Origin of the sequence: Salinigranum salinum, from assembly GCF_009176545.1 — an archaeon.
Lineage (GTDB): Archaea > Halobacteriota > Halobacteria > Halobacteriales > Haloferacaceae > Salinigranum > Salinigranum salinum.
Window position 1 is genome coordinate 293,431 of sequence record NZ_VTOJ01000001.1, and the last position, 16,748, is coordinate 310,178.

Sequence of the window (16,748 nt, forward strand, 5' to 3'; positions counted from 1 at the left end):
AGAAACGTATTTACCGGCCAGTGTCGTATCCAGGGTCGGTCTCCTCCGCCGATGACTCCCGCTTCCTTCGACGGTCGCCACGGACCTGTTCACCCGTTCCCGAGAGCGTTCGTCGGAGTCACCACTGGTTCGTTGCCGACCGGCGTCGCCGGACGCGTGGTCGACGGACTCCCGATCGATCTCCGACGCGAGTACGCGGGTGGTCGCCGATGAGTTCACCGTTCGGAACGACGTCGGCCGACGCGGCTCCGATCCGCGTGCTCCACGTCGACGACGACCCGGCGTTCGTGGAGACGGCCGCCGAGTTCGTGCAGTTGGCGGACGACCGCATCACCGTCGAGACGGCGGACAGCGCGGGGACGGGGCTAGCTCGACTCGCCGAAGGCGGCTTCGACTGCGTCGTCTCCGACTACGACATGCCCGGCACGAACGGGATCGAGTTCCTCGAGGCCGTCCGTGCCGACTATCCCGATCTCCCGTTCGTCCTGTTCACCGGTCACGGCAGCGAGGCGGTTGCCGGCGACGCCATCTCCGCGGGCGTCACCGACTACCTGCAGAAGGCACACGGGATCGACCAGTACACCATCCTGGCTCACCGAATCGCGAACGCGGTGGCGGCCACCCGGTCCACGCTCGACGCCGAACGGTCCCGACGCCAGCTCGACCACATCCTCAGAACCGTCCCCGCCTGCGTCGTCTACCTGGACACGGCGGGCCGGTTCGTCTTCGCGAACCAGCGCGCCACGGCGGTGCTCGGTCTGGAACGCGCCGAGGTGACCGAGCGCACGTACGACGCCCCCGAGTGGGACAACAGAGACCTCGACGGCGACCCGATCCCGGACGAGGAGCTCCCGTTTCGACGGGTACTCGACTCGGGCGAACCGCTCTACGGCTTCGAGCAGAGCATCCGGTCGCCCGACGGAACCCGCAAGGTGTTGCTGATAAACGGCGTCCCGCTGTTCGACGACGCCGGCGCCGTCGAAGGCGTCCTGTTCGCGCTGACCGACGTGACGGCGCGTCACGAACTCGAATCCGAACTGGCGACGCGGGCCGACCAGTACCGGACGCTCGTCGAACACTTCCCCGGCGGCGGCGTCTTCCTCTACAACGAGGCGTTCGAGTGTGTACGTGCGGGCGGCCGCGGACTCTCGGAGGTCGGACTCTCCCCGGCCGATATCGAAGGCGACCGGCCACGCGACCGGTACCCACCGGCGATCGCCGACGAGATCGAGGAACACCTCGGTGACGCGTTCGAGGGTCGGGAGAGCGACTTCGAACAGTCGTACAGGGGTCGGCAGTACCGCGTCCGGACTCTGCCAGTCAGGGACGCCGACGGCCGCATCGAGCAGGTGATGGCCGTCTCACAGGACGTGACCGAACAGCGACGTCGCGAACGGGAACTCTCCCGACAGAACGAGCGCCTCGACGACTTCGCCGACGTCGTGAGCCACGATCTCAAGGGGCCGCTGGGCGTCGTTGCGGGGCGGCTGGAACTCGCGCGGAACGACTGTGACAGCGAGCATCTGGACCACGCGATGGGCGCGCTCGATCGGAGCCGGCTTCTGATCGACGACCTGCTCGCGCTCGCCCGGGAGCGCGACGGCGTGAGCGAGGTGGAGCCGGTCGAACTGACGACGCTCGCTCGCTCCTGCTGGGACCACGTCGAGACGGACGGCGCGACGCTGGTGATCGAGACGACCCGGACGGTCCGTGCCGACCCGACTCGGCTCCGACAGCTGCTGACGAACCTGTTCCGGAACTGCGTGGAACACGGTTCCACAGACAGTCGGCTGGAAGCCGACGACCTCGCCGAGCACGGGTCCAGCGACGGTCAGCAACCGGCTGGCGGCGCGGTCGAACGCACCGGGGGAGCGGTGACAGTCACGCTCGGCGACCTCGAGGGCGGGTTCTACGTCGAGGACGACGGGCCGGGAATCCCGGCGGCCGAACGCGAGCGCGTGTTCGAACGCGGCTACTCGCGGAAAGTCGACGGAACGGGATTCGGGCTGAGCATCGTGCGAGACGTCGTCGCCAGTCACGGCTGGCAGGTCGCCGTCACCGACGGCGTGGCTGGCGGGGCACGGTTCGAGTTCAGCGACGTCACGGTCGTCTGACTGCGCCGCGTCGAGCGACCGGTGATCGGCCACGCCTGCCGATCACCGAAATCGCTTCTTGAGTGCCTCGATCTCGACCCCCCGTGACTCGTCGAACGGCCGCACCGCCTCGCGGAACGCCGCCGTGAGCCGCCCGGTCTCGTCCAGTGCCACCTCGACCAACGTCCGTCCGATCCCCGTGCCACGCCGGTCGGGGTGGACCGCGATCGCCTCGACGTGGTCGCCGTCGCGGACGAGTGCGCCGACGACCCGTCCGTCGCGCCCGGCGACGAGCACCTCGTCGGATTCGGTCCACCGGCGGATCTGGTTCGCGCCGACGTCCACCGTCATCCGCTTGAGTATCCGGGGGACGCGGAAGCCAGCAGTAACGCGCGGATCGAGGCGTTCCTCGACCCGGTCGAGCCGCTGGCCCGAGACTCCCTCGTCTCGCCGCCTTCTGCCACGCCCGAGGTTGCGCCGACTGAGTCCGTGTCCGCGCCTCCACGACGGCGTCGTTCGACACGCCCACGCGTCAGCAGACGGAGACTCGTCGGCTGTCTCGGTCCCGGGCGTCGTCGACCACTCAGGAGAGCCGCGAAACGATGGCCCGAACGATCGGGAGGACGACTAGCTGGAGCGTCGGAATCGCCGACGCGATGGCCAGTTTACCGACGGATTCGATGTCGGAGGGCCAGGTACGGATGCTTCTCGTCGCGTCGTGTAGCCGGTCGAGCCGATCCAGTTCGACCGTCACGTCAGGCCCTCGTCCGGGGTCGTCACGCCAGCTGCGGACGGCCTCGTCGTACTGCTCTTCGACCTCGATCAGCCGTTCGCGCTTCGTGGTCTTCAGCTTCGTGTGAACCATCCAGATCGGGGCGAAAAACATCGCGAAGCCGACGACCGTGAACAGCACGACCGTCGACAGATACCCGGACGGGTCCGGATAGAACGGAACGTTGGGTGGCGATTCGACCAGCCGCAACGCGACGTCGAGTACGGCGACGGATACGAAGCTCCCGTCGCCCGACTCGACGGACGGAATCAGGACCAGATAGTAGAGGTAGACCAAGTAGAGCGTCACGAGCGCGAACCACCCGGTCGATGCCCTCGTCCCGAACCGCATGAGGGGGTCGAACGTTCGAGCTGCGGAGTGGACGCTCCGTAGCTCCAGTCGCAGCACCGATCGCACGAGCAGGAGGTGTACAATCACGAAGTATACGATCACTGTCGTCGCTAACACGACCGCGGCGTTTATGACGAAGAACAGGGAGTGAGAGCCGCTGGTGAACGGGTCGAGTTTGTGAACCCAGAACGGGATCGTGAGGTTGTAGGCGGCGAAGAGTACCAGCACCGGTCTGAAGTCGCGCTGCCAGCCGAGCCACCGGTTGATCCGTCGCCGAGCGGCCGTCTCGTCCGCGAAACACGTGGCAACCTGGTCCCACGAGGTCCGGCCGTTCGCGATCCAGTGTGCGATGACGACGAGTTCGATCACGAGCATGACACTGAAGAAGTACGCTGCGCTCCCCAGCACCGCCGTCGGGTCGGCGTACTCGGTCTGGAGACCGAACAGGACGGAGACGAGATAGAGGAACGCGAACCACAGAACGGTGGCGACGACAGAGAGCGCCGCCAACGTCCCGAAGTCGCCGGCAGCGACCTTCGAACCGAACTGCGCCGTCACCGACTGCGCGTTCGGACGCCGACGTACTGGGTCCGTCTCCGGCTGCTCCTCCTCGGATCGTGGGACCACGACAGTAAAACGTCACGAACTGTAATAGCTTGCGCGGCACCCCGTCAGCAACGGCCGCGCGCGTCCGTGCCAGGCGCTCCCGTGGGGAGCGGCTCTCCCTCGCTGGCTCCGTTCTCGGACGTCTCATCCGCCACTCTCTGCGTCCAGCGTCCCGGTCGGTCGTGTCGAATCTGCACGCTCTCCTTCGTGACCACCGCGTCCGCTCGTGCGATATTGTGTTCACTCGATCCGCTCGCCCCAGAGTCGCTCGTCGCGCTCCTCGACGTCGAACCCGAGTCTCTCGTAGAACGGCCGCACCTCCTCGCGGAACGCCGCCGTGAGCCGCCCGGTCTCGTCCAGTGCCGCCTCGACCAACGTCCGTCCGATCCCCGTGCCACGCCGGTCGGGGTGGACCGCGATCGCCTCGACGTGGTCGCCGTCGCGGACGAGTGCGCCGACGACCCGTCCGTCGCGCTCGGCGACGAGCACTTCTTCCGATTCGGTCCGCTGGCGGATCTGGTTCGCGCCGACGTCCAGCATCGCCCCCTCGAGTACCCGGAGGACAGCGAGCAGGTCACGTTCGGTGCCGTTGCGGATCGTCGGACTGCCTCCGTCGCAGGTACGCCCGTCCCTCTCGTCGGTACGCCCGCCCCGCTCGCCGGCATCTCTCGCTCCGCGTCCGTCGTTCGCGTCGGTCATGACTCGGCGTCGTCGGCTCTCCGACCGCTGGCGACGAACAGCGTCCCGTCGGTGAACTCCCGGACGTCGACGTCGACGAACCGGTCGCGGACGGCCGCCGGGACGTTCGCCTCGGGCTCCCAGTTCGTGGTCGCCCTGAACAGGGGGACGAGCACGAGGTTCAGCAGTTTCATCGGCCAGTGCTGGAACGGCTGGGCGTCCAGCACGGCGAGCTGCCCCCCCGGTCGGAGCGCGTCGTGGGCCGCCGTCACGCCCCCGACGGGGTGGGGCATCGCGCTGAGCGACATCGCGGCGTACACTGCGTCGAACTGCTGGCCGATCACTGGGGGTCGCGTCGCGTCCCCCCGGATGGCGTGGACGTTCTCCCACCCGTGAGCTCGGATTCGATCCGTCGCCCGCTGCGTCATCCCCGCGCTGGCGTCGACGCCCACCACCACCCCCCCGTTCCCGACGCGGTCGTGGAGTTCGGCGAACGCGTTCCCGGGTCCGGAGCCGAGTTCGAGCACGCGATCGCCGGGTGAGAGGTCGAGCGCCTCGACCGCACGCCGCCGTATCGACGCCTCCCGACCGGCGAAGACGACGGTGTAGAAGGCGTCCAGCAGTCGCGGGTGGCGACTCCACCAGTCGTACACCCCTCCTCCGTGCCCACTGTCGGTCGGCCGGTCGGTCATCACCACGACTTCGACCGCGCGACTGAAATACCCGTGGTGGTCCCCGGTCGGGGGGCGAGGCTGCCACGGCGACGGCTGCCGCCGTCAGCTCGGGGTTCCAGTAAACACTATCAGGGCTCCAGCACGACGCGGAACCGGGCCTCGTTCGCCATCATCCGGTCGTAGGCCGTGTCGACCGCGTCCAGCGGGTAGGTCTCGATCTCCGGGGTGACGTCCCGGAGCGCGCTGAATTCGAGAGTGTCCTGCGAGTCGCGGGCGTGCCCCGAAGCCCACCCACTGACCGCTCCCCGGGTCATCACGAGGTGCTGGACGTCGACGCCCGCGGGTTCGTGCGGGACGCCGACCACCACGAGTTCCCCGTCGGTGCCGAGGCCGCCGACCACGCTCTCGACGGCGGCCGCCGACGGTGCGGTGCCGAGGATTACGCGCGCACCGCCGAGCCCCTGCAACGCCGCGGCGGGGTCCTCCTCGGAGGCGTCGACGAAGTGGTCCGCGCCGAGTTCGAAGGCGAGGTCGCGCTTGTCGGGGCTGCGCGAGAGCGCGACCGTCTCGAACCCCGCGGCGTGGGCGTACTGGATTCCCAGGTGACCCAGGCCGCCGATGCCCTGGACGGCGACGAGGTCGCCGGGGCGGGCACCGCTGTTCCGCAGCGCGTTGAACGTCGTGATGCCGGCACAGAGCAGCGGCGCGGCGTCCACACTGTCGAGCTCGTCGGGGATGCGCGCGAGCGCCTCGGCGGGAACCGCGGCGTACTCCGCGTAACCGCCGTCGAAGGTGAGACCGGTGATCTCCCCGTTCTCGCACTGCTGGAAGTCCCCGCGCCGACAGGGGTCGCACGTGAAGCAGTGGCCGCCGTGCCACCCCGCTCCCACGCGATCGCCCTCCTCCCAGGCCGTGACGTTCTCGCCGACGCTGTCGACGCGGCCGGCGATCTCGTGGCCCGGGACACGGGGGTAGTCGATGCCCGGGAAACTGCCCTCCTTCACGTAGCTGTCGCTGTAACAGATGCCGCAGGCGTCGACGACGACTCGGACCTCCTCCGGCCCCGGGTCGGGAACGGGTCGCTCGACGAGTTCGAACGATCCACCTGGCTCGGAGACGACGACCGCCCGCATGGTGTCGGACATACGTCTCTCACTGGGACCGACGGCTCAAGTCTCGTTCGGTGGGTCGTGTGTCCCGCACGGCCGTCCCGCCGTGGATCATCTCGTGCGGCGGTAGGTACATGACCACCCCGCCACTACCGTCCACCGATGCGACGCCGTTCGCTGCTCCGTGCCCTCCTCGCGACCGGCGGTTCGAGCGCGTTAGCCGGCTGTAACGGGCTGTTCGATCCCACGTCGTCACGGCCGACGCCGATCCCCCCGTCGAGTCGGACCCCTGGAGACGAGCGTGGACGGACGACGACCCCTCCATCATCAACGCCGTACCGTGCGCCGGATGCGTCCGCCGACGCCGTCCTCGAGCGGCCACGCGGCGTCCACCTGCGCAATCTCACTTCGACCGACCGGTTCCTCACGGTCGTCGTCACCGATGGCGACCGGGAGGTGTTCGTCGACAGCACGACGGTCCCTGCACTCGATTCCGTGTCGTTCCCCGACCTGGTCGCGACGGCGACCCGCTACGAGGTGCTCGTTGAGGTCGCCGGGGGCGACCGCCGTCGGTACGACTGGACGGTGCGCGCCGACCTCGACGACCTCTGGGTGGATCTGACCCCGGACGTCGACTTCCACCGTCCCCTGCTCTGTCTCGGCGACTGCGCGTTCGCCACCGCCGACGACGAGCGGACCCTCGCCTACGACCTCCCCCCGAACGTCGGGGTCGGCGAGGCGCTGGGGTCGACGCCCGCGCTCGCGCTCGACAACGACACGCCCGAACGGCGACGAGCGACGCTCCGCGTCTGGAACCGCGGCGAACTTCGGTTCGCGTCGAGCTACGACCTCCCGCCGGACGTCCGGGTCCTCGTCCCGGTCCTCCCGGCCAGTCTACGGTACGACGTCCTCCTCCGGACGGACGACGGCGAGACGACGTACGACTGGCAGCCGAGCGTCCGGAACACGCTCTACGCGTCGCTTGCCGACGGGCCGGCGTTCCGGTGTGGGTACGCGAACCACGACCTCCGCGTCCGGAACGAGACCGACACCGCTCGCCGGATCGCCGTCCGGGCGTTCACCGGCGAGGAGGCGCTGTTCGAGCGGACGTTCGCTCTCGACGCGAACGACGTGCGGACGGTTCCGTCGGCGATCGATCCGGCCGGACCGCTCCGGTTCGAGATCGAGACCGCCGACGGACGCTCCGAGGAGTACAACTGGCTCCGGTGTGCCCCGAACGGACCGATCACGGTCGCGGTGAGCGACGACGGCGTCTACGTCTCCGTCCGGCCGACGCGGGGGTCGTCGTGACGCGGTCGTGATGCGGGGGTCGTCGTGACGCGGTCGGTGGAGCGCAGTCGGTCGCCGGAAGCGGCCCGCACCGACCCTTCAGGCGAGTTCGGCCGTGACGTCGGTCGACGACACCATCCCGACGTAGTCGTCGCCGTCGACGACCGGCAGGTGTTTGATGCCGAAGCTGGTCATCATCGCGGCGATCTCCTCGATGAGCAGGTCGGGCGGCACCGACTCGACGCCGGACGTCATCACCTCCCGGACGGTCGTCTCGTCCGGGTCCAGCCCCTGGGCGACGGTGTCGAGCACGTCCGTGCTGGTGACGATCGCGGGTGGACTGCTCGTCACGACGAGCGCGCTGATGTTGTGGTCGCGCATCGCCACGGCGGCGTCGGTAACGGACGCCGACGGCGAGATGGTCTCCAGCGGCGTCGACATCACGTCCTTGACGCGCGTTCGTTTGTCGCGTTTCATACCGGTCGCACGAGGGCCGCCGGTATTGGTTTTGCGTTCGGCCCCGGCGCGGTCACCGCTCCCCGCCTTTCACCAGCCGGAGCACCCGGACGTCCTCCCGTTCGGCGTCGACGGGCCGATCCTCGGGGACGGGCCGTCCGTCGACGAGCACCGTCACCTCGTGGACGCTGTAGCCCACCGCGCGGACGAGGTCGGCGTACGTCGCGTCGGGGGCGAGCTCGACCTCTCGAGGGTCCTCGCCCACGACGTCGACCGTGACGTGCATACCGGACGGTGGGCATCGAGGTCGAAAGCCGCTTCGCTTCCCGCCGTCTCGGGGAGTTTATGAGGCGAGGTCCCCCTCCATCTCACATGAGCGAGGCCTCTCGGGATTCGGGTTCGAGATCGTCACCGGGCCGCGAGATCTGGATCGAGAAGTACCGGCCCCAGTCGCTGGCGGAGATCCACGGCCAGGAGGACACCATCCAGCGCCTGCAGTCGTACGTCGACCGCGACGACCTCCCCCACCTCATGTTCGCCGGGCCGGCCGGCGTCGGGAAGACCACCGCGGCCACGGCCATCGCCCGCGCGCTGTACGGCGACGACTGGCGCGGGAACTTCCTCGAACTCAACGCGTCGGACGAGCGCGGCATCGACGTGGTCCGCGACCGCATCAAGAGCTTCGCACGGTCGTCGTTCGGCAACTACGACTACCGGCTGATCTTCCTCGACGAGGCCGACTCGCTGACGAGCGACGCACAGTCGGCACTCCGCCGGACGATGGAGCAGTTCTCCGACAACACCCGGTTCATCCTCTCGTGTAACTACTCCTCGAAGATCATCGACCCCATCCAGTCGCGGTGTGCCGTCTTCCGCTTCTCCCCGCTGTCGGACGCGGCCGTCCGCGCACAGATCGAGGAGATCGCCGCCGCGGAGGGGATCGAGACGACGGACGCCGGAGTCGACGCGCTTGTCTACGCCGCCGACGGCGACATGCGCCGCGCGATCAACGCGCTGCAGGCCGCGGCGACGACGGGCGAGGTCGTCGACGAGGAGAACGTGTTCACCGTCACCTCGACCGCCAGACCCGAGGACGTCCGCGAGATGGTCGAGGCCGCGGTCGACGGCGACTTCCCCACCGCGCGGGCGAAGCTCGCGACTCTCCTCGAGGACGTCGGGATGGCCGGCGGTGACATCATCGACCAGCTCCACCGGTCCGTCTGGGAGTTCGACCTCTCCGACCGGAAGGCCGCGCGGCTGATGGACCGCATCGGCGAGGCCGACTACCGCATCGCCGAGGGTGCCAACGAACAGGTCCAGCTCGAGGCGCTCCTGGCCTCGCTCGCGCTCGACGACTGACGGATCACTCACTGCCGATCCGACGCGGACGGTGACTGCCGGTGTTCAGCCGTTCGGCCGCCACAGTCCGCCCAGCTCCCCGCGCTGGAAGTCCATGAACTCGCCGTCCTCGAAGACGGTCACCCGGCCGGTCTCCTCCGAGAGCGTCACCGCTGCGAGCACCTCCTCGCGGACCGAGGATTCGACCGCACTCAGGTGTTTGGTGCCCATCCAGTCGGCGTACTCGATCTCGTCTCCGTCGTCGATCGTCCCGGGCCCCGGGCTCTTGATCCGGACCATCTGTTTCTGGATGGTCCCGTCCGCGCTGACGATGACGGCGCCGTCGCGCTCGAACGCGACCGACTCCGCCGCGGCGACGAACGAGTCGAGGTCCTCCGTGACGACCCGGCAGACGTCGACCGGCCACGTGTTCTCGCCCAGCGGGTCGGCGTACTCGCGCGCGTGAGTCCCCGAGACGATGACGAAGTAGAGGCTCGGCCCGCGGACGTACGGCTCGTCCCACCGGTCGAAGCCGAGGCTGATGCTCTCGACGATGTAGGTGACGAGTTCGATGAGTTTCGGAACCGTCGCGTAGTCGACGTGGAGCGACTTCGGGGCCATATTCTACTCACCTGTGGGGCCACGGACAGTTAAAAACGCTCGTCCCCACACGCTCACGCGGTGTCGACGCCCGTCAGCTCGAACCGCGCGCCGCCGGCGGTACCGTCCGTGATCGTGAGCGCCCAGCCGTGTTCGGCGGCGATCTCCTCGACGATTCCCAGTCCGAACCCGATCCCGTCGTCGGCCCTCGAGTAGCCCACCTCGAGCACCCGCTCGCGTTCGGCCGCGGGGATCCCTGGTCCGTCGTCCTCGACGTAGAATCCCCCCTCGAGGTCGCCGACGGTCACCGTGACGGCCACCTCGGCTGGCGATCCGTCGGTGAGAGGGTCGTCAGTCGTCGCCCCGCCGTTCGTGGACTTCGGTCGGCCGCGTGTCTCGCGATCCGGCGCGGACGAGCCAGTCCCCCCGCTCTCGCCGGCAGTGTCGGCTTCCAGCCGACTGTTCGTGGAACCGTGTTCCACGCTGTCATCGCGAGCGTGCGAGCGGTGAGTCGTCGAGCCATGCTCGACGGCATTCCGAAACAGGTTCTCCAGCACCTGTCGGAGCCGGCTCTCGTCGGCCAGCACGACGCGGTCGGTGTCGACGACGAGCCGCGCGCGTGGCGTCTCGACGGTCCGCCACGACGCCCTGGCCGCCGCCGCGAGATCGACGGCTGTCGCCTCGGCCACCGTCTCGCCACCTCGTGCCAGCCGCAGGAGGCTCTCGACGAGTTCGTAGATCCGGTCGTGTGCGACCTCGATGCTGTCGAGGTGGTCGGGCTGGTTCGTCTCGCGTGCGAGCCGCAGGTGTCCGGCGGCGACGTTCAGCGGGCTGCGGAGGTCGTGTGAGACGATGTCCACGAACCGGGACAGCCGTTTGTTCTGCCGTTCGAGCCGGTGTTCGCGTCGGCGCAGTCGCTGTTCCCGCTCGACGCGGTCCATGGCCGCCCCGAGCGAGTCGACCAGGATGTCGACGAGCGCCCGGTCGGTCTCGTCGTACGCGTTCGGCTCGGGCGCCGAGACGACGAACACCCCGTGGTCGCCTACCGTGTGGATCAGCACGCTCCCCGCCGGCGTCGACTCGTCAAGCGGTTCGTACGCGTCCGTGTCGGGGATGTGGAGCGACACGCCGCGCTCGAACGCCTCCCAGACGACGGCGGCGCGGCTGCCCGGTTCGGCGTCCTTCGGATACGACGGAGGAGCCTCGAACAGGTCGTCGACCGACTCCGCCATGACGCCCGGCTCGAGCGCGTCGCCGGCCTCGTTCAGCACGTGGAACCCGCTGAGCGGTGCGCCGATGATCTCGCTCGCGGCGTCGACGGCGATCCGTGCGGTCTCGTCCATCGTCGTCGTGTGCATCAGCGCTCGCGACCGCTGGCGGAGCTGGTCGAGCTTCCGCTCGTGCTCGATCCGCTCGGTGACGTTCTGCGCGACGGACATCCCGGTGGTGACCTCCCCATCGGCGTCCCGGAGCGGGACCGTCTGGACGTGGTAGTGGCTCCCCTCCCACTCGTACTCGAACGACCGTGCCTCGCCGTCGAGCGTTGCCCGGTAGTGCGGTTCGAGGGGCTCGATCCCGTCCGGTGAGAGCACCTCGTAGATCGTCCGACCTTCGAGTTCGGCGGGATCCCAGCCGGCGCGCTCCAGTTCGGCCCCGCCCGCGGCGCTGATCCGCAGGTCGTGATCGAAGCGGAAGACGCCGCCGGGGAAGTTGTCGACGAGCGTCCGGTACCGCTCTCTGCGCTGCTGTAGTTCGCGCTCGCGCTCGACCCGCTCCGTAATGTTCTGCGCGACGGCCATCCCGGAGATGACGTCGCCGTCGACGTTCCGGAGCGGGATCGTCTGGACGTGGTAGTGGCTCCCCTGCCAGGCGTCCTCGAACGAGCGTTTCTCCCCGGCGAGCGCCGCGCGGTAGTGCGGCTCCAGCGTGGCGGCGTTCTCCGGCGGGAACACCTGTCTAGGTGTCTTTCCCACCATCGCCTCCGGCGACAGCCCGACGCTCGCGAGTTCGTCGCCGCCGACGGTCGTGTACCGCAGGTCGTCGTCGAAGAGGAACACGCCGCCGTTGGGGAAGTGATCGACGAGCGCCCGGTACCGCTCGCGCGAGCGCTGGAGCTGCCGCTCACGCTCGTTCCGTTCGGTGACGTCGCGCGCGAACCCCTGGACGAGCGCGACCTCGTCGGCCCGGCGGACGGGGCTGGCGCTCACCTCCACGTCGAACGGTTCGCCGTCCGCGTCGACGAGCGTAAGCGCCAGCCCGCGGACGATCTCACCGCCGACGACGCGCCCGATCCCCTCGGCCGCCGTCTCGACGCTCTCGGCCGCGACCAGCCGGTCGAACCGCGACCCGACGAGCTCGTCGGCAGAACGACCGAGCAGCGCCTCGCTCGCGGGCGACACGTACGTGAACACCCCGTCCGTGTCCGTCCGGAAGATCCCGTCGGGGCTGAGTTCGGCGATCTCGCGGAACCGCGCCTCGCTCTCGCGCACTCGCTCCTCGGCGTTCCGCCGGTGGATCGCGGCCCCCAGTACGTTCGCCACGCTCCGGACGAACGTGACGTCGTGGTCGGTGAACTCCCGACGATCGGTCGAGTGCGCCCCCAGCACCCCCCACGGGTCGTCCGCCGAGCCGACGACGACGCTGATCCCGCTTTCGATCCCGTGGTCGACGAGGAGTTTCGGGCCATCGAACCGCGTCTCCGTCTCGAGGTCCGTGACGACGACCGGGTCGGTGCTCGTCAGCGTGTACCCCGCCTGTGAGTCCGCCCCCGCCGACACCGTCGCAGTGCCCACCAGCCCCTCGTCCCACCCGACGCCCGCGACCAGCGCGAGTTCGCCGCCCTCCTCGGAGCGTTCGAGCAGTTTCGCGTAGCCGGTCCCGAGTCGGTCGGCGACCAGTCGGACCGCCTCGTCGAACAGCGCTGCGAGGTCGGCCGTCTCGAGCGCCCGCTGGCCGAGCGTGGCGACCGCCCCGTGCTGGTCCGTCCGGCGTTCGAGGTCGGCTTCGGCCCAGTGTCTCTCGGTGACGTTCACGATCCGATTGGCGAGGATGGTGTACTGGTCGGTCCCGTGTTCCTTCTGGAGGTAGTCGGTCACGCCCGCCGAGACCGCGTCGCTGGCGATCTCCTCGCTGCCCTTCCCGGTGAAGAGGATGAACGGGAGGTCGGGGTAGTCGGCGCGGACGGCCTCGAGGAACTCGATCCCGTTCGTGCCGGGCATGTCGTAGTCGGAGACGACGCAGTCGATGTCGTCCGTCGCGAGCCGTTCGAGCCCGTCGCTGGCGCTCGTCTCCGCGACGACGCTGATCCGTGACTCGTTGAGTTCGAGGAACTCGGCCGTCAACTCGCCGAACGCCGGGTCGTCGTCGACGTGGAGCGTCCGGATCGTGGTCTGTGACGCGACGGTCGACGACGCACCCGTCCTCGCCGTCATCTCGTCCACCCCCCCGCACCACCGGCTCTCCGACGTCCCACACGGTCGGCGTGGTCGATTCCCCACCCTTCGAACTGAGCCCCTGTCATGTGGTCGTTCCGCGTCCCCTTCCTGCGCCGACGATCCCGAACGGCTACCGCACGTCCGGTTCTTCGACGCCCCCTCTTCTCTGCCCCGACGTCAGGTCACTGCGGGAGTCGCGTCTCCCGATACAGAAGCAACTCGCCAGTAAATAGCTGTCGTCACCCCGACCCGACGCTGTCCGCGGTCGTCTCTCGTCGAACCGCGGCCCCGCTCGATCCGGGGCTGTCTCAGAAACGGACCTCGAATCGAGCGCCGCCGTCGTGCCCCTCTGTGACCGCGAGCGACCAGCCGTGGGCCTCGACGATGCCCTTCACGATGGCCAGCCCGTAGCCGATTCCGTCGTCACTCGTCGTCTCCCCGGCCGCCAACACCGCCGTCCGCTCGTCCGGTTCGATTCCGGGCCCGTCGTCCGAGACGGCGACCCCCGTGACCGTGTCGCCCTCGGCGTCGTCGGCCGACTCGAGCGCCTCGACGCGAACCGTTACGTCCGTGCCGCCGTGTTCGACGGCGTTCCGGAACAGGTTCTCGAACAGGGCGAGCAGTCGACTCTCGTCCCCGTCCGCGGGCAACGATTCGGGCAGGTCGAGCGTCGCGTCCGCCGTCTCGACGCCCGCCCACGCCTGTTTCGCGACCGTGGCGAGGTCGAGCGCCGTCGTCTCGCCCACGACCTGTCCCTTCCGGGCCAGCGACAGGAGGTCCTCGACGAGTCGGTCCATCCGGTCGAGCGACTCCGCGACCCGCTCGAACGCCTCGGGGTCGCCGCTCTCGGCCGCGAGCTCGAGGTAGCCCGAGGCGATCGACAGCGGGTTGCGGAGGTCGTGCGAGACGATGTTGGCGAACTCCTCGAGCCGTTCGTTCTGTCGACGCAGCTCCCGTTCGCGCTCCCGACGCGCCGTGATATCGGTGTAGATGGCGAAGCCGGCGACGTTCTCGCGACCGAGTTCGAGCGGGACCACCTGCAGAATGAACGCCCGGACGCCGTCGGTGGTCCGCCGTCGACACTCGGTTCGGATGCTCTCTCCCCGCTTGAGACGGGTGTTCAGCGCCGCGGCGTTCCGCTCGGTCTCGTCGTCTGGCGGGACGATGTACTCGTCGAGGTTCTCGCCGACGAGTTCCGCCTCGTCGAAGCCGAAGACGCGCTCGAACGCCGGGTTCACCGCCCGGACGTACGGTTCGTCGTCGACCAGTTCGTACGAGACGGCGGCGTCGGGGACGTTCTCGAACAGGGCACCGAGCCGGTCTCGCTCCTCGCGCAGTTCCGTCTCGGCGCGGAGGCGCTCGCGGGTCGCCGTGACGTGCGAGGCGAGCAGTTCGGCGAGCTCGAGGTCGAACTCGTCGAACGTGTCGGCGTCGCGGGACACAGCCTGGAAGACGGCGTCGTCGCCCAGGGGGACGCTGATCCCTCCCCCGGAGACCGACTGCGTCGGCTCGGCGCGGTCGTCCGCCTCGAAGTTCCTGACGAGGAACGACTCGCCGGTCCGGTACGTCTCGCTCGCGACGCCGTGGTCCAGCGGGAGGGAGTCGACGGGGGCGTGGTCGGGGTGGGTCGCCTGGGCGGCCGGGACGAACCGGTCGCCCTCGACGACGAGGACGTACGCCGTGTCGAATCCGAGGACGGCGCGGGCGGTCTCGACGCTCTCCTCGTACAGCGCCGCGACGTCGTGACAGCGGACCAGCTGGACCGTGTGTGCGTGGAGCCGCGCGACCCGCTCGCGCTGGTCGCCGAGGTCGGCCTCCGCCCGGAGCCGGGAGAACGTCTCGGTGACGTGGCCTGCGAGCAGCTCGGCGAGTTCGAGGTCGTCCGCGTCGAACGCGCCCTCCTCTTCGGAGACGGCCTGGAAGACGCCGTACTCGCCGAGCGGGACGCTGATACCCGACCGGTACGCCGGGTGTGACGGGGTGGCGTTAGACCCCTCGACCCGTTCGAGGAGCCGTGACTCGCCCGTCCGGATCGTCTCCCCGGCCAGCCCCTCGGAGACGTCCATCGATCGGACCGCGTCCGGTGGTGCGCCCGACGACACCGCGTACGGGACGACGGTGTCACCCTCGCGGACGCCGACGTAGCAGGTGTCGAACGAGAGGATTCGCTCGGCGAGTTCGACCGCCACCTCGGCCGCGTCGCTCGTGGTCTGGACCGCCGCGAGCGCGGCCGTCCCCTCGTGGAGGCTCTCGACGAGGTCGCGTCGCTCCGCGATCGCGGCGGCCGAACGGATGCGCGCGAGCGTCCCCTCCGCGTACCGGACGAGCAGTTCCGCCAGGTCGCGGTCGCGCCCGGTGAACGCGTTCGGCTCGTCCGCGATGACGACGAAGACGCCCTCGCCGCCGAGCGCGACGGCGACGCCCGAGCGGTGGGTCGGACGGACCGGGTCCGCGCGTGGCTCCGCGGCCGTGTCGCGGACGAGATACGTCGTCCCCGTCTGGTACGTCTGCCCGACGATCCCGTGGTCGATCGGCAACGCCTCGTCGGTCACGTCGCCGACGCCCGCGCGCTTGACCAGCAGACCGTCCTCGGCGACGGCGATGTAACAGCTGTCGAAGTCGAGCAGGTGGCTCGCGATGTCGACCGTCCGCTCGAACAGCTCCGCCTCCGTCTCCACCTCGATGAGACTCACGGTCCCCCGGTGGAGCGTTCCCAGCCGGTCGTCCGCGGTCGTCCCCGTCCGATCGTGCGCGGTCGTTCGATCGTCCGCCACCGTCTCCGCCGTCTCTGCCGTCTCCGCCGTCTCCGCCTCGTCGCTCTCGAAATCCCGGTCACGCCGTCCGACGTGCCAGCGGATCTGGTCGCACAGCGCCTCGACGTCGCCGGCCCGGGCGTAGCCCGCGAACCCCGCTCGGTCGTTCGCCACGTTGGGACTGGCCGCGTAGAGGATCACGGGCACGGTCCCTCCGGTCGACGCCGTGCTCGTGGTGTCGTCCTCCCGTGCGGCGTCCGCTCCGACGACGAGACAGTCGACGTCGCCGGCCGGCCGCGAGCCGTCCACGACGGTGAAGCCGCGGCTGGCGAGCGACTCGGCGGCCTCGGTCGGTTCCGATCCCAGGAGCCGAACGCGACACGGCTCGGGGTCGGGGGTCGTCGGTTGGTCTGTTTCGTTCGACACTGGTCCTCGGTGCACCCCGGTCACGGCCCGGCGGCTTCGCCCTCGTTCGCGTGTTCACGCCACGTTCGCCCAGCGTGCTCACGCCGTGTTCGGGTGGGGATTCTCCCGTGGACGGTATAGCCGTATCGCCCCTTTATCGCGCGTGAGAACCCGACGTAGCGCCGGTCT

Annotated in this window: 13 protein-coding genes; 3 read left to right on the forward strand and 10 right to left on the reverse strand. The window is 69.4% G+C overall.

The window, feature by feature from the left end:
* Positions 1 to 209: 209 nt before the first annotated feature.
* On the forward strand, positions 210 to 2,114 hold the full coding sequence (locus FZP69_RS01380) for a hybrid sensor histidine kinase/response regulator (protein ID WP_152039605.1): 1,905 nt from the start codon (positions 210 to 212) through the stop codon (positions 2,112 to 2,114).
* 42 nt (positions 2,115 to 2,156) lie between these two features.
* Here the strand turns inward: FZP69_RS01380 and FZP69_RS01385 are convergent, their stop codons facing one another.
* From FZP69_RS01385 to FZP69_RS01405, 5 genes are all read right to left on the reverse strand, one after another.
* A complete protein-coding gene (locus FZP69_RS01385) occupies positions 2,157 to 2,444 on the reverse strand; it encodes a GNAT family N-acetyltransferase (RefSeq protein WP_152039606.1) in 288 nt (95 codons plus the stop codon).
* A gap of 232 nt (positions 2,445 to 2,676) precedes the next feature.
* Positions 2,677 to 3,843: a hypothetical protein gene (locus FZP69_RS01390; RefSeq protein WP_152039607.1), complete on the reverse strand. Its 1,167-nt coding sequence runs from the start codon at positions 3,841 to 3,843 to the stop codon at positions 2,677 to 2,679.
* A 219-nt stretch (positions 3,844 to 4,062) separates the two neighbouring features.
* Positions 4,063 to 4,521 (reverse strand): GNAT family N-acetyltransferase, encoded by a 459-nt coding sequence (locus FZP69_RS01395; RefSeq protein WP_152039608.1) that lies wholly within the window; start codon positions 4,519 to 4,521, stop codon positions 4,063 to 4,065.
* Complete coding sequence (locus FZP69_RS01400; RefSeq protein WP_152039609.1) at positions 4,518 to 5,192, reverse strand: class I SAM-dependent methyltransferase; 675 nt, start codon at positions 5,190 to 5,192, stop codon at positions 4,518 to 4,520. Before FZP69_RS01400 ends, FZP69_RS01395 begins: the two co-directional genes overlap by 4 nt.
* A 110-nt stretch (positions 5,193 to 5,302) precedes the next feature.
* The gene (locus FZP69_RS01405) at positions 5,303 to 6,319 is read right to left on the reverse strand and encodes an alcohol dehydrogenase (RefSeq protein ID WP_394350142.1); all 1,017 of its coding nucleotides are present in this window, start codon (positions 6,317 to 6,319) and stop codon (positions 5,303 to 5,305) included.
* 126 nt (positions 6,320 to 6,445) lie between these two features.
* On the opposite strand from FZP69_RS01405, the gene FZP69_RS01410 reads away from it, so the two are divergent.
* Complete coding sequence (locus FZP69_RS01410) at positions 6,446 to 7,594, forward strand: hypothetical protein (protein WP_152039610.1); 1,149 nt, start codon at positions 6,446 to 6,448, stop codon at positions 7,592 to 7,594.
* Between the two features lie 78 nt (positions 7,595 to 7,672).
* Here FZP69_RS01410 and FZP69_RS01415 read toward each other — a convergent pair whose 3' ends face one another.
* Together FZP69_RS01415 and samp2 are read right to left on the reverse strand one after the other, a co-directional pair.
* Positions 7,673 to 8,050, reverse strand: a complete 378-nt coding sequence (locus FZP69_RS01415; protein WP_152039611.1) for a CBS domain-containing protein — start codon at positions 8,048 to 8,050, stop codon at positions 7,673 to 7,675.
* Positions 8,051 to 8,102: 52 nt separating this feature from the next.
* On the reverse strand, positions 8,103 to 8,315 hold the full coding sequence (gene samp2 / locus FZP69_RS01420; RefSeq protein WP_152039612.1) for a ubiquitin-like small modifier protein SAMP2: 213 nt from the start codon (positions 8,313 to 8,315) through the stop codon (positions 8,103 to 8,105).
* Between the two features lie 86 nt (positions 8,316 to 8,401).
* Between samp2 and FZP69_RS01425 the strand changes: the two genes are divergently transcribed.
* Complete coding sequence (locus FZP69_RS01425) at positions 8,402 to 9,388, forward strand: replication factor C small subunit (protein WP_152039613.1); 987 nt, start codon at positions 8,402 to 8,404, stop codon at positions 9,386 to 9,388.
* 45 nt (positions 9,389 to 9,433) lie between these two features.
* On the opposite strand, the gene FZP69_RS01430 is transcribed toward FZP69_RS01425, so the two are convergent.
* From FZP69_RS01430 to FZP69_RS01440, 3 genes are all read right to left on the reverse strand, one after another.
* The gene (locus FZP69_RS01430) at positions 9,434 to 9,988 is read right to left on the reverse strand and encodes a diadenylate cyclase (protein WP_152039614.1); all 555 of its coding nucleotides are present in this window, start codon (positions 9,986 to 9,988) and stop codon (positions 9,434 to 9,436) included.
* Positions 9,989 to 10,041: 53 nt separating this feature from the next.
* Positions 10,042 to 13,398 carry a PAS domain S-box protein gene (locus FZP69_RS01435; protein WP_152039615.1) on the reverse strand — a complete coding sequence of 1,119 codons (3,357 nt, stop codon included), beginning with the start codon at positions 13,396 to 13,398 and terminating at the stop codon, positions 10,042 to 10,044.
* Between the two features lie 311 nt (positions 13,399 to 13,709).
* On the reverse strand, positions 13,710 to 16,580 hold the full coding sequence (locus FZP69_RS01440) for a GAF domain-containing protein (protein WP_152039616.1): 2,871 nt from the start codon (positions 16,578 to 16,580) through the stop codon (positions 13,710 to 13,712).
* Positions 16,581 to 16,748 lie beyond the last annotated feature (168 nt).

Coding starts and splice junctions, on each gene's coding strand:
- FZP69_RS01405 (WP_394350142.1), bottom strand. CDS start 6,319: ATGTCCGACACCATGCGGGCGGTCGTCGTCTCCGAGCCAGGTGGATCG.
- FZP69_RS01425 (WP_152039613.1), top strand. CDS start 8,402: ATGAGCGAGGCCTCTCGGGATTCGGGTTCGAGATCGTCACCGGGCCGC.
- FZP69_RS01410 (WP_152039610.1), top strand. CDS start 6,446: ATGCGACGCCGTTCGCTGCTCCGTGCCCTCCTCGCGACCGGCGGTTCG.
- FZP69_RS01430 (WP_152039614.1), bottom strand. CDS start 9,988: ATGGCCCCGAAGTCGCTCCACGTCGACTACGCGACGGTTCCGAAACTC.
- FZP69_RS01380 (WP_152039605.1), top strand. CDS start 210: ATGAGTTCACCGTTCGGAACGACGTCGGCCGACGCGGCTCCGATCCGC.
- samp2 (WP_152039612.1), bottom strand. CDS start 8,315: ATGCACGTCACGGTCGACGTCGTGGGCGAGGACCCTCGAGAGGTCGAG.
- FZP69_RS01400 (WP_152039609.1), bottom strand. CDS start 5,192: ATGACCGACCGGCCGACCGACAGTGGGCACGGAGGAGGGGTGTACGAC.
- FZP69_RS01385 (WP_152039606.1), bottom strand. CDS start 2,444: ATGACGGTGGACGTCGGCGCGAACCAGATCCGCCGGTGGACCGAATCC.
- FZP69_RS01395 (WP_152039608.1), bottom strand. CDS start 4,521: ATGACCGACGCGAACGACGGACGCGGAGCGAGAGATGCCGGCGAGCGG.
- FZP69_RS01435 (WP_152039615.1), bottom strand. CDS start 13,398: ATGACGGCGAGGACGGGTGCGTCGTCGACCGTCGCGTCACAGACCACG.
- FZP69_RS01415 (WP_152039611.1), bottom strand. CDS start 8,050: ATGAAACGCGACAAACGAACGCGCGTCAAGGACGTGATGTCGACGCCG.